Source organism: Pseudorhodobacter sp. MZDSW-24AT, from assembly GCF_002794355.1.
Lineage (GTDB): Bacteria > Pseudomonadota > Alphaproteobacteria > Rhodobacterales > Rhodobacteraceae > Pseudotabrizicola.
On record NZ_PGOI01000001.1, the window covers coordinates 289,350 to 302,097 of the forward strand.

The 12,748-nt window shown below is 64.6% G+C and carries 11 protein-coding genes; 3 read left to right on the forward strand and 8 right to left on the reverse strand.

Annotated features, from left to right (window positions below):
* Positions 1–91 precede the first annotated feature (91 nt).
* The 8 genes from mnhG to CUR21_RS01460 all read right to left on the reverse strand — a co-directional run bounded on the left by mnhG (position 92) and on the right by CUR21_RS01460 (position 8,248).
* On the reverse strand, positions 92–454 hold the full coding sequence (gene mnhG / locus CUR21_RS01425) for a monovalent cation/H(+) antiporter subunit G (RefSeq protein WP_100195216.1): 363 nt from the start codon (positions 452–454) through the stop codon (positions 92–94).
* Positions 451–735 carry a K+/H+ antiporter subunit F gene (locus tag CUR21_RS01430; RefSeq protein ID WP_100195217.1) on the reverse strand — a complete coding sequence of 95 codons (285 nt, stop codon included), beginning with the start codon at positions 733–735 and terminating at the stop codon, positions 451–453. The genes mnhG and CUR21_RS01430 overlap by 4 nt, the downstream gene beginning before the upstream one ends.
* Positions 732–1,220: a Na+/H+ antiporter subunit E gene (locus tag CUR21_RS01435; protein ID WP_100195218.1), complete on the reverse strand. Its 489-nt coding sequence runs from the start codon at positions 1,218–1,220 to the stop codon at positions 732–734. Before CUR21_RS01435 ends, CUR21_RS01430 begins: the two co-directional genes overlap by 4 nt.
* Positions 1,217–2,842, reverse strand: a complete 1,626-nt coding sequence (locus CUR21_RS01440; protein ID WP_100195219.1) for a monovalent cation/H+ antiporter subunit D — start codon at positions 2,840–2,842, stop codon at positions 1,217–1,219. The genes CUR21_RS01435 and CUR21_RS01440 overlap by 4 nt, the downstream gene beginning before the upstream one ends.
* Positions 2,839–3,183: a Na+/H+ antiporter subunit C gene (locus CUR21_RS01445; RefSeq protein WP_100195220.1), complete on the reverse strand. Its 345-nt coding sequence runs from the start codon at positions 3,181–3,183 to the stop codon at positions 2,839–2,841. Before CUR21_RS01445 ends, CUR21_RS01440 begins: the two co-directional genes overlap by 4 nt.
* Positions 3,183–6,071 (reverse strand): monovalent cation/H+ antiporter subunit A, encoded by a 2,889-nt coding sequence (locus CUR21_RS01450; RefSeq protein ID WP_100195221.1) that lies wholly within the window; start codon positions 6,069–6,071, stop codon positions 3,183–3,185. The genes CUR21_RS01445 and CUR21_RS01450 overlap by 1 nt, the downstream gene beginning before the upstream one ends.
* Before the next feature lie 190 nt (positions 6,072–6,261).
* Positions 6,262–7,773, reverse strand: a complete 1,512-nt coding sequence (locus CUR21_RS01455) for a sensor histidine kinase (protein ID WP_100195222.1) — start codon at positions 7,771–7,773, stop codon at positions 6,262–6,264.
* A 142-nt stretch (positions 7,774–7,915) separates the two neighbouring features.
* The gene (locus CUR21_RS01460; RefSeq protein ID WP_100195223.1) at positions 7,916–8,248 is read right to left on the reverse strand and encodes an Hpt domain-containing protein; all 333 of its coding nucleotides are present in this window, start codon (positions 8,246–8,248) and stop codon (positions 7,916–7,918) included.
* 509 nt (positions 8,249–8,757) lie between these two features.
* Between CUR21_RS01460 and CUR21_RS01465 the strand changes: the two genes are divergently transcribed.
* From CUR21_RS01465 to CUR21_RS18515, 3 genes are all read left to right on the forward strand, one after another.
* A complete protein-coding gene (locus CUR21_RS01465; RefSeq protein ID WP_198431581.1) occupies positions 8,758–10,611 on the forward strand; it encodes an ATP-binding protein in 1,854 nt (617 codons plus the stop codon).
* 335 nt (positions 10,612–10,946) lie between these two features.
* The gene (locus CUR21_RS01470; protein WP_198431582.1) at positions 10,947–12,554 is read left to right on the forward strand and encodes a glucan biosynthesis protein G; all 1,608 of its coding nucleotides are present in this window, start codon (positions 10,947–10,949) and stop codon (positions 12,552–12,554) included.
* Positions 12,551–12,748 (forward strand): hypothetical protein, encoded by a 198-nt coding sequence (locus CUR21_RS18515; protein ID WP_157791912.1) that lies wholly within the window; start codon positions 12,551–12,553, stop codon positions 12,746–12,748. Before CUR21_RS01470 ends, CUR21_RS18515 begins: the two co-directional genes overlap by 4 nt.

Here is a 12,748-nt window from a genome sequence, read left to right on the forward strand (position 1 = left end):
TTGCGCTCCCTGCCCCTTCAGGCTCTTGGGATGGCAGGTCTTGCGCGGCGGGGACATGATCTCGATCAAGTCGCCGCCATGCCAAGGCGGCTCAGTCCTGTTCCCCCCGGTCCGGCGCCGGGGGAATGTCGGGCTGGCCTTCGGCACGGTCACGGTGCAACGCCGCCCGCCCCAGCAACATCAGCGTGACCGGGGTGGTCACCATGACGCAAAGCCCGATCACCAGCTCATGCACGAACACCCGGTCCTGCACCCAAGACCAGCACAGCATCGACGCAAGCAGGATCGCCGCCGTGCCCCAGCTGGTGCCAAGGGTGGGCGCGTGCAGGCGGTCGTAAAAACTTTTCAGATGCAGCAGGCCAAAGGCGCCCAGCAGTGTCAGCGTGCTGCCCAACACCAAAAGCGCCGCCACCAGCAGCATCAGCCAAGGCGGAAGCGTGGCCAGCGCGGTCATTCGATCACCTCGCCGCGCAACAGGAACTTGGCCAGTGTCACCGTGGCGACAAAGCCGCCGACCGAAATCACCAGCGCCGCCTCGAACAAGAAAGGCGTGCCCAAGCGCAGCCCGGTGACAAGAAACAAAAGCATGATGGCGATGTAAAGCGCGTCCAGCGCCAGCACCCGGTCTTGCGCGCGCGGCCCTCTCACCATGCGCAGCGTGGCCAGACAGGCGGCCAGCGCCAGCGCGATCTGGGCATAGGTCAGGGCAAGCCAAAGCAGGGTGTCGGGGGTCATGCGAAAGCCTCCAGCAGCAGGGCTTCGTAGCGGTCACGGATCAAGGCGTGCCATTCGGCCTCGTCGATCATGTCAAAGACATGCAAAAGCAAGGTGCCCGCTTCGGGATCATATTCCAGCCAAGCGGTGCCCGGCGTGGCCGTCAGCACCACCGCCAGCACGGCCAGCGCCACCGGATCGCGCAGGCGCAAGGGGATGCGCACAAAGCCCGACTTGCGCGCGCCATGCCGCCCGTTGGTCAGCATCAGCCGTGCCACCGCCCAGTTCGACCGCACAATATCGACCGAGACAATGCCCACCAGCCGCAACAGCGGCGTCCACGCCCGGATGCGCGGGGCCTGTGGCTCGATCCGGGCGAAGGCCAGCCCCGCAAACAGCGCAATGGCACTGCCCAAGACCAGATGGCCCAGCGAAAACCGCGTGAGCAGCAGCCACATCAGCGTCAGCGCGCAAGACAGCAAAGGGTGCGGCAGAAAGCGGCTCATGGGCTGGCATCCTCGGCCCGGGGCGCGCCCAAGACACCTTGCGCATAGATCGAGGGGCGCAGCAGCGCATCAGCGGTGTCGTTCATATAACCCAGCGTGACATCGGCCTTGATCGTCAGGAAGACAAGCAGCCCGATCAGCCCCACCACCGGCGCGAGTTCCAGCGCCAGCACGCGCGGCGGCGCGCCATCGCTTGCCCAGAAGGTCTGGATACCCACCCGCACCAGCCCTGTCAGCGTGGCAAAACCGGACAGGATCAGAATCGCCACAAAGATCCAGGCCATCGGCCCGGTTGCACTGCCGCTGGCGACCAGCGCCTGCAACAGCCCAAGCTTGCCGATAAAGCCCGAAAGCGGCGGCAGCCCTGCCAGCACGATCAGACAGGCCGCAAAGCAGATGCCCAGCACCGTCAGCGATCCGGGAATGGCCAGCCCCACCTCGGGCTGGCGGTTCTCCTCGCGTTCGTCCAAGCCATAGGCATCGGCGGTCAGCGCCAGCAGGGCGGCTATGCCCCCTTCTTCGCGGCCCATCGGCTCGATCAGCAGGAAAAGTGCGCTGGTGGCCAGCGTCGAGCTCAGCAGATAGAACAGCGCCGCCGCCAAGATCTGCACCGGCCCCCCGGCCAGCACGAACCCCGTCGCCGCCAGCACCGTGCCCGAAGACACCAGCACCAGATGCGCGGCCATGCGCCCCAAGCCTTGCGAGGCCAAGACCCCCAGAAAGCCAAAGACCACCGTGGCCATGCCGCCCGCGATCAGCACCTCGGCCCCGAACCCGGCCGAGGCCCCTGCCCCGGCGCCAAAGATCAACAGCGCCAGCCGCAACAGCACATAGACGCCGACCTTGGTCATGATGGCGAACATCGCGGCCACCGGGGCCGCACCCGCCATATAGGCCGTCGGCAACCAGAATGACAAAGGCCAGATCCCCGCCTTGATCAGGAAGGCCAGCCCCATGATCGCCGCCCCCGCATGCAGCATCACCCGCTGCGGCTCGGGCAGCATCGGCACCATCAGCGACAGATGCGCCATGTTCAGGGTGCCGCTGGCCGCATAAACCATGCTGACGCCCACCAGAAACAGCAGCGACCCGGTCAGGTTGATGGCGATGTAATGCAAGCCCCCGCGCACCCGCAACTGCCCGCCGCCATGCAAAAGCAACCCATAGGACGCCGCCAGCAGCACCTCGAAGAACACGAACAGGTTGAACAGATCACCGGTCAGGAAAGCCCCGTTCAACCCCATCAGCAGAAACTGGAACAAACTGTGGAAATGCTGGCCCTGCCGGTGCCACCCCGCCGCCGCATAGATCAGCGCGGGCAGCGCCAGCAGCGCGGTCAGCACCAGCATCATCGCCGACAGCCGGTCGATCACAAGAACAATCCCAAAGGGCGCGCCCCTGTCACCCAGCAGGTAAAAGCCGATGTCATTGAAACCGGTCAGCGCGCTGCCCTTGGAGCGCATCAAAAGCTCGACGCCCACCAGCAGCATGGCCATCACCGCGCCAAGGCTGATCGCCAGCTTGGCGCTGCGCTGACGCTCGTCATAGATCAGCATCAAGGCACCCGCGAAGAACGGGATCAGGATCGGCGCAATGATCAGATGCTCGGGCCCGGGGGTCATGGCTCACGCTCCTGCGCATCGACATGGTCGGTGCCCGTCAACCCGCGTGAGGCGATCAGCACCACCAGAAACAGCGCCGTGGTGGCAAAGCTGATGACAATGGCGGTCAGAACCAGCGCCTGCGGCAACGGGTCGGCATAGGCGGTGGGGTCGATGAACCCTCCGCGCGGCATGATCGGCGGCGCGCCCAGCACCAGCCGCCCGGTCGCAAAGATGAACAGGTTGACAGCATAAGACAGCAGGCACAGCCCGACGATCACCTGAAAGGTGCGCGGCCGCAGCACCAGCCAGATGCCAGAGGCGGCCAGCACACCGATGGCACCAGAAAGAACCCCTTCCATCAGGCGCCCTCCGTCTCGGCTTGGCCGCCGCTGTCACGGTCGCGCAGACGCGCGACCCGCAAGGACTGGTGCGCAATGGCGATCAGCATGAGCACCGTGGCCCCGACGACCAGCGCAAAGACCCCGGCATCAAACAGCAGCGCGGTGGCCGCCGGGACCTTCCCGATCAGCGGCAGGGTGATGTATTGCGCATGGGCCGTCAGGAAGGGATAGCCAAAGACAAAGGCGCCCATCCCGGTCAGGCCCGCGATGACCAGGCCAATCCCCATCCAGCGGATCGGCAGGATCGTCAGCCGGTCCTCGATCCAGCGCACATCATGCGCAAGGTATTGCAGCAGAAACGCAATCGACATGGTCACCCCGGCCGAGAATCCGCCGCCCGGCAGATCATGGCCACGGAAGAACAGATAGGCCGCCAGCACCATCATCACCGGGAACATCCAGCGCATGATGACCGCAGGCACCCGCAGCGCATGGGCAAGGCTGGTGTCCTCCAGCCGCGCGGCCGCTTCTGCAAGCGCCACGCTCTCTGCCGAAGGCCGGAAGCGGCGCAGCAGCGCAAAGACGGTGACGCCCACGATGGCCAGCACCGTGATCTCGCCAAAGGTGTCAAAGGCGCGGAAGTCCACAAGGATGACGTTCACCACATTGGTGCCGCCGCCTTCGGCATAGGCATTGCGCAAGAACCAGTCCCCCACGTTCGGGATCAGCGGCGAGGTCATCACCACATAGGAAATCGCCGCAAGCCCCGCCCCCGCCACCACGGCGATGATGAAATCGCGCAGGCGGCGGATGCGGGCCGGGCGCAGCTTGTCTTCGGCAATCTCTTCGCGCCGCTTTGGCATCCAGCGCAGCCCCAAAAGCAACAGCACCGTCGTCACGATCTCGACCAGCAGTTGCGTCACCGCCAGATCGGGGGCCGAAAGCCAGGCAAAGGTCAGGCAGGTCACCGCCCCGGCCCCGCCCAGCAGCACGACCGACGCAAAGCGGTGATACTTCGCCAGCGTGGCCGCGCCGATGGCGCAGACCGCGCCCACCAGCCACATGGCCGCAAAGGCGGGGTTGAGCGGGGTTTCCAGCGGCGAAGGCGAAACGCGCAAGCCCCCCCACAGCGTCGCCAGCCCGGCGGCCAAGGCCAGCAGCAGGATCAGGCGCAATTGCGGTTGCAGCCGCTCGGTGCCGATGAAGCGGTGCAACTGGCGCGGCAGTTTCCATGTGAACAGCAGCAAGAGCCGCTCGAACACCCGCTGCGCGCGCAGGCGGTGCAGCAAGGGCGGGCCTTCCGGGCCTTGTGAAACGCGCCCCCCCGCCAGCGCGTAAAGCGCCACCCCCGCGCCAAGCGCGATCAGGCTCATGCCCAAGGGCAGGTTGAAGCCATGCCAGACGTGAATGGCCTTGTAAGGCAGATCAGGCCCCAGAACCGCCTGCGCGGCAAGGTTCAGCACCGGCCCCAGCGTCAGCCCCGGCGCGATGCCCACCAAAAGACAGACCAGCACCAGCAATTCGACCGGGCGGCGCATCCACGCGGGCGGTTCATGCGGCGACTTGGGCAGATCGGTGGCGGGCGGGCCGAAAAACACGGTGGCAATGAAGCGCAGCGAATAGGCCACGGCGAAAACCCCGGCCAGCGTGGCCAGATACGGCAGCGCATTGTCCAGCCATGTGCCATTGTGCCAATCGGCGGCCTCGGCAAAGAACATTTCTTTCGAAATGAACCCGTTCAGCAACGGCACGCCCGCCATCGCCGCCGAGGCCACGATGGCCAGACTGCCCGTCACCGGCATGAAGCGGATCAGACCGCTCAGCCGGCGCATGTCGCGGGTGCCGGTCTCATGGTCGAGGATTCCCGCCGCCATGAAAAGCGAGGCTTTGAACACGGCATGGTTCACGATGTGAAAGATCGCCGCCAGAATGGCCCCGTTGCTGCCGATCCCGGCCAGCGCGGTGATCAGGCCCAGATGGCTGATGGTGGAATAGGCCAGCAAGCCTTTCAGATCGTGCCGGAACAGCGCGATCACCGATCCCAGCACCAGCGTAAGCATGCCGGTGCCGGTGACGGCGAAAAACCAAAGCTCGGTCTGGCCCAGCACGGGCGAAAAGCGCACCAGCAGGAACACCCCCGCCTTCACCATCGTGGCCGAATGAAGAAAGGCCGACACGGGCGTGGGCGCGGCCATGGCCCCCGGCAACCAGAAGTGAAACGGCATCTGCGCCGATTTGGTGAAACAGCCCAGCAAAAACAGGGCCAGCACCAGCGGATACAGCGGATGCGCGCGCACCACATCGCCCGAGGCCAGAACCCGGTCCAGATCATAGCTGCCCACGATCTGCCCCAGAAGCACCATCCCCAGCAACAGCCCCAGACCGCCCAGCCCCGTCACGATAAGCGCCATGCGCGCGCCATCCCGCGCCGCCTGTCCCTGATGCCAATAGCCGATCAGCAAGAAAGACAGGATCGAGGTCAGTTCCCAGAACACCACCAGCATCAGGATATTGCCCGACAGCAACACCCCCAGCATCGCGCCGGTAAAGGCCATCAGAAAGGCGTAGAACCGCGGCACCGGATCGGATTTCGACAGGTAATAGCGCGCATAGATCAGCACCAGAATCCCGATGCCGAAAACAAGGCTGGCGAAAAGCCAGACAAAGCCATCCATGCGGAAGGTCAGGGTCAGACCCAAGGATGGCACCCAAGCCAAGGTGCTGCGCAGAACCTCGCCCTCGGCGATGGGGGCATGCAGCACCGCCAAGATCGCCAGCCCCATCGCCAGAAGCCCGCCCGAAACCCACGCCGCCGCGCTATGCGCTGTCGTCGGAACCGTGCTCGCAGCCAGTGCTGCGGCAAAAGGCAGTCCGACAAGAATGAGCAGCAGGTTTTCTTCGATCATGCCCCGAGCGGTTTCCTTTTGGGTCTAGAGTTTGCACATCACAACGCGCCCTCCTTGCGGTGGCGCGCGGGTCTGCCAGAATGACATGCTGAACTGTATCCCCTCCGCTTACGGGCACCGCCCCACTGATTCAAGGGCGAAGATCGTCCGAAACGGAAAAAGCGGTTGCAGGCGCGCGCGGGAACGGCGCTCAGGGCCGGTCCGGGTGCGGGATTTCAAGGCGCAGGCCAAATCCCGGCGGCGCGCCCTGCAAAATCTGACCCTGCCACTTCTGCTCGACCAGCGCGCGCACCAGCTTGGCGCCAAACCCCGCGGGTCCGTCGCCTGCCGCGTCGCCCGCGGCATCGCGCCAGTCCAGACAAAAGACACGCGGCCCGCTGGGATCGGCCCGAAAGGTCCAGTGCAGCGACACGCTGCCGTCCACCTTGGCCAATCCGCCGTGCTGGCGCGCGTGGCTGGCCAGTTCATGCAAGACAAGCCCCATGTCAAAGCACAGGTCCGGGTGCAGCAGGATATCCCGGCCCGAGGTGGTGATGCGCGTGCCATAAGGCTGCAAGACCTCGGCCACCAGCTCGGCAAAGCGCGTCGGCGCCCATCCCCCGCGCGACACGATGTAATTGGATCGCGCAAGCGCCCCCAGCCTTTCGCTAAAGCTGTGCCGCGCCGCCCTCGGGTCCGCACTGGCGTTGAAGGTCTGGCCCGCGATGCTGTTGATCAGCTGCAACATATTGCCAGCCCGATGCGCCATTTCGCGCATCAGCACAGCCTGATGCCGTGCAGCCTCCACCTGACGCGCGGCCCCCGCCACGATATTGGCCAAGGACAGCAGAAACTCGGCATCGGCGGCTTCAAACCGGCGCACCTCGCGCGCATGGATTCCAAAGACCCCAAAGGGACGCAGCCCGCTGCCGGGGATCGTCACCGACACGCCGCTGCGCACCCCGTGATCGTGCAGAATCTGCGGCCCGTCAAAGCGTGTCTCGTGCTGCAAATCCTCGACCAGAACCGACTCGGACGACAAAAGGGTGAACCCCGCCTGCGACTCCCGCTCGATCCCCACCTTCCCCGTGCCGACCAGACCGTCTTTCCAGCCAAGGCCTGCCACCAACACCAGATGATCGGCGGTATCCGCGAATTGCAGGATCTTGGTCAGCGGCACCGCCAGAACATCGGCGGCGATCTCCACCGCGCGGTCAAGCACCTTCTGGAAGTCAGGCTCCGCCAAGGCGTAAGAGCCAAAGCGCGCCACCGCATGATGCTGGGCCAAGCGACGGGCAAGCTGCTGTTCCCCCCGCACCCGGGCACTGACCTCGGTGCAGATCCCCGTCAGATAGCGGGTGCCATCCGGCGCATGGCTGATCCCGCCCGACGCCTCGATCCACAGATCCGGCTGCCCCGCCCGCGGCGCGGTGCGATAAAGGCAGCGATACGGCGCGCCGGTATCCAGCGTGGCAAGGATCTGCTGCCAGACAGCCGCGGAATCCTCGGGGTGCAGATCGTTCTGGAAGCTGGCAAGGGTGCCGTCAAAGGCCTCGGGCGGCAGCGCATGCACTTCGGCAAGGTGGGCCGTCCACTCCAGCTCATTGCTGTCGATCTTCCAGCGCCACACCCCCGCACGGCCAAGCCGCAGGCCTTCGGCCAGCGCGGGGCCATCCGTCAGGAACACGCCAGAGCGGGCCGGCGCCGATGGTCTTGCCGTCATGTCGCCCGTCACCGTGACCCTTTCCGTTCCGAACCCAATGCCGCATCTCCCCGACCCGATCCGCCGCTGCGGCGCAGCGGGCCGGATCAGCGCTGCGCGGCCCCCGTCTGACGGCCCGGCAGCGCCAGCGCCCTGACACAGATCACTCCGCAGATCCCAACGCGGGCAGATCCTTCACAAAGGCCGCACGGGATTGCGCCAGAACCGCAGACACCTGCGCAAGCGGCAGATCGGTTTCGCCCTGCTCGGCCCGGGTTTCCAAAGTCTGGCACAGTTGCGCGATCTCCGTGAATCCCAAATTCAACCCGATGCCCTTCAGCGTATGCAGCGTGTGCCGCAATTCAGGGGCGGTCGTCGCCGCCTGCAACTGCGCCTCTGTCTCATCCAGTTCGGCAAGGAACAGCACGATCACCTGATCGAAGGCCTCGGCCCCGATCTCGTGTCGCAGTTCCTTTACCCTTTGCCACTCTATCATCTCCGTCCTGCCTTTTGTGTCCCGTGACACATTTAAAGTGCGCTTATCACTCGCAAAACCAAGAGACCAGATACGCAGGTTGACGTTCAGCCCTGCCTTGGCAAAACCAGCCACTGACCCAGTCTTCGCATGCCTCATCCCGTGCAGCAATCCTGTGCAAACGCAGCGGGGCCTCTTTTTACTGCGGCTTTCCGTGATCGGCGGCTGCCCAAGCGCAAACAGGGCAAAGCGGTCACAGAACAGCGCCTTTGCACGAAAGGCCCCGCAAAGACGCTTGATTGCGGCTATTTTTCAGGCAAGAGTCTGCCCGCAAGCAGTGTGTCATGGAATGCGTCCCAAGAAACGCAAGGCACATGCGGCACAACAGGGGGCGCGCAGATGTCATATGTCTCTGTCCTTTCATGCCAGCGTCTTGCCCCCGCGCCAGACCGGGCCACAGGCAAAGATGCGGCGCCGCGCCGAGGCACCTGCCCAAGCCAAGTCCGCAGCGCCTATGGAAAGGACTGCGGGTGATCACCTCCGTCGATATCAGAGTTGTGGTGATGATCGCCGCGATCATGCTGATCGTGGCCATCGTGCTGTGCCTGCTGGAGCGCCGCACCCGGGTGTCGGATACGAACCTGCGGCACGCGAATGACTGGCTCTGTGTCGCCAACGGGGCACTGCTGCTGTCCTGCGTCACGCTGTTGCTGCATTATTCGCTGCCGTTCTGGCTCAGCGCGAGCATAATCATCCTTGGCGCGCATGCGGGGATTTTATGCGCCTTCTTTGCGATCCAATGGGGTTTGAACACGCGCCCGCGCTATGGGCTCTTTGCCACGATCAGCGCCAGCATCCTGCTGCTGCAAATGTCGCTGACCACCTCTGGCGCGGGCGCGGCGCTCTTGTTCGTCAGCACCGGCATCGCCAACGGCCTGCTGACACTGACGATGGGGCTTATCATCCTGCGCCTGTCGCGCCCGCATGAAATCGAATTGCGGGTGCTGGTCAGCTTTCCGTTTTTCGCGCTGGCCTTCGGCTATGTGATGCGGCTGATCTTGCTGGCGATGGAGGCGACAACCGCAGTGGTGCTCACAACCACCGCGCTGATCGCCTTTTCCCTCGCCTTTGCCGCGCTTCAATGGTGCTTTGGCCTGATTGCCCTGCGCGCGGCATGGCTGAACCAGTCCCTCACGGTGGAACGCCAGCGCGCACAGGATCTGGCCGAGGCGCGGGCGCGCTTTCTGGCGCATATGAGCCACGAAATCCGCACCCCGCTGAATTCCGTGCTGGGCTTGGCCGATGTGCTGCACGGCACCGTCAAGCAGCCCGAAGCGCGCGAGCTTGTCGGGCATATCCAGAATTCCGGCGATCTGCTCATGCACATCGTGAACGATATCCTCGACGTCTCGAAATTGCAGGCCAATGCGGTGACGCTTGAACAGCGCCCCTTCGACCTTGATGCCCTCCTGCGCCAGATTGCCGCCAGCCACGCCCTGACCTGCCGCGAAAAGCGCCTGTTGCTGGATGTCGAAATCCAGCCGGGGGCTTCGGGCTTCTGGATGGGCGACCCGCATCGGGTGAACCAGATCCTGCAAAACGTGATCGGCAATGCCGTGAAGTTCACCGAAACCGGCAGCGTGCGGGTGGTGGCGCGCGGCTCGGATCATCTGACACTGGTCGTGGAAGACACCGGCATCGGGATGAGCGAGGCACAGGTCGGCTCGATGTTCGATGAATTCACGCAGGCCGACGAAGGCATCACCCGGCGCTTTGGCGGCACCGGTCTGGGCATGTCGATCGTGCACAAGCTGACAAAGGTGATGGGCGGCCAGATCGAGGTGCAAAGCGCGCCCGGCCAAGGCACGCGCTTTACCATCACCCTGCCGCTGCGGCGCGCAGAAACCGTCGAGATCCTCCCGATCCCCGCCGCTCCGGCGGCGCAGATGGATTTCTCCACGCTCAACGTGCTCTGCGCCGATGACAGCAAGAGCAACCTTCTGATGCTTTGCGCCATGCTGCGCCAGATGGGGATCGAACCGCAGACGGCCGAAGACGGCCACGCCGCGATTGCCATGACAGAACGGCAAAGCTTTGATCTTTACCTGCTCGACATTTCGATGCCCGGCCTGTCGGGGATCGAAACGCTGCACCGCCTGCGGCAAGTGGAAAAAGACGGTCTGCGCCCGCCCGCCTATGGTGTGGCCGCCACCGCCAATGCGCTGGCCCCGGATCTGGATCTCTACATGGCCTCGGGCTTTGATTCCCATCTGTCCAAGCCCATCCGGCTGGAAGCCTTGCGCGCCATCCTTCTGGCCTGTCAGCAAAGCCGGCTGGCGCACCCCCTTCACGCGCCGGGCGTGGGTCACAGGGTCTGGGGCTGACCCAAGCGCCAAGGGCAAGCGCAGCAACCCCGCAACAGCGCCACGGGTTCCCGCACCCCGGTGGACCCCGCGCCACAGCGGGGCGATCGGCGGAAGCTTGCTCACAGCTTTGCGAGACGTCACGAAACTTCGCTTAGCGCGATCAAAGCCGATGGCAACCGCGCGCGTCCCTTCCTATATGGGCGCCACCGGCACAGGGCCGCGGGCGCTGCACAGCAGCATTGCAGGGAATGCATGCCTGCAATGCCTAAGGTGCAATGCAAGCGTTCTGGTGCCGTCACGGATAACCTGCCATTGATGCTTAGTTTTTCTCGAATCGAAGACTGGGATACACCATGCCGTCTCACCCGCGGTCCACAACAGACATGCCACGTCGCACCTTCCTTTCGGTGCTGGGCGCAGCCGCCGTTCTGCAGTGCAGCACCAGCCTGACGGGAATGGCGCGCGCGCAAACGGCGCCCGCCCCGGCTGCGGAAGCCTCGGGCCTGCCGTTCACTTTTGACAGCCTGACCGAAGACATGCGCCTTCTGGCGCAGGCCCCGCATGCCCCGGCTCCGGTGGCGCAGGGATTCTTCTCGGACTTCAGCTATGACGACTATCAGGCGGTGCAGTTCAATCCGGAACAGGCCCGCTGGCGCGGCCCCGACTCCGGGTTCCAGCTGCACACCTTCCATCTGGGCTGGCTCTTCGCCGAACCGGTGACCCTGTTCGAGGTCGAGGATGGCACCGCCCGTCCGATGACCTTCACCACCGACGATTTCCGCTATTTCGACCGCGTCAAGGATCGCGTGCCCGAGCATGACCCCTTGCCGGGCGTGGCCGGCTTCCGGCTGAACGCGCCGCTGAACCAGCTGAACCGTTTTGACGAAGTGATCGCCTTCTTGGGCGCCAGCTATTTCCGGGCCGTGGGCCGCGACAACGGCTATGGCCTCTCGGCACGCGGGCTGGCCATCAACACCGGTCTGGGCAAGCCCGAGGAATTCCCCCGCTTTTCCCGCTTCTGGATCGAAAAGCCGGTGCCCTTCGCGCGCGAGATCACGGTGTATGCCGCGCTGGAAAGCCAAAGCTGCACCGGCGCCTATCGGCTGGTGATCCGTCCGGGCCGCGACACCGTGGTCGACGTGACCGCACGGCTGTTCTTCCGCACCGAGGTGGATCAGATCGGCATCGCGCCGCTCACCTCCATGTTCCTGTTCTCGGAAAAGAACCGCGCCGAGTTCGACGATTTCCGTCCCAATGTGCATGACAGCGACGGCTTGGCCATCCACCGCCGCGACGGGGATCACATCTGGCGCCCGCTGAACAATCCGGTGCGGCTGACCGAGTCGTGGTTTGTCGAGGAAAGCCCCGCCGCCTTTGGCCTGATGCAGCGCGACCGCGACTTTGAAAACTATCAGGACGCGGTGTCGCATTACGAACGCCGCCCGTCCTTGCTGATCGAGCCTTTGGGCGATTGGGGCCGGGGCGCGGTGCGTCTGGTCGAGATCCCCACCCCGCTCGAGGTGAATGACAACATCGTCGCCTTCTGGGTGCCCGAGGCCAAGCCGGTGCCGGGCGTGATGATGGAATTCGCCTATCGTCAGCATTGGGGCGCGCTCCCCGTCGATCCGCTGGCCGACATCGCCTATGTCAAGGAAACCCGCGCCGGAGAAGGCGGGGTTTCGGGTGTGGCCAACACCGAAGGCACCCGCAAATTCGTGGTGGATTTCGCAGGCGGCACCATCGCCAACCTCCCGGGCGATGCCAAGATCGAACCGGTCGTTTCGCTGACCGGTGGAAAAATAAGCGTTCAGACCCTGTCAAAGATCGACAGCGAGCAAATCTGGCGTCTTGTCGTCGATGTGCTGCCCGAAGCGGGAAAAACCGTGGAACTCAACGCCCACATTGCAGGTTTCGGTCGCAAGCTTACCGAAAACTGGCTCTATCAATGGGTGACCGCATGACCTTCCAATCCCGCATCCCGTCGGCGCAACCGATGACCGGTGAGGATGGTCTGGTGGCAGCGCCACCGCATGCGCCGCTTCAGATGCCACGGCAGACGCTGCAACGCAGCCCCGGCAGCTTCGGACTTTGGGCAGGTTCCTTGCTCGCACGGCTCGGCGCGCTCTTGCGCGTCAACCAGCGGCGCGCAGGCTAA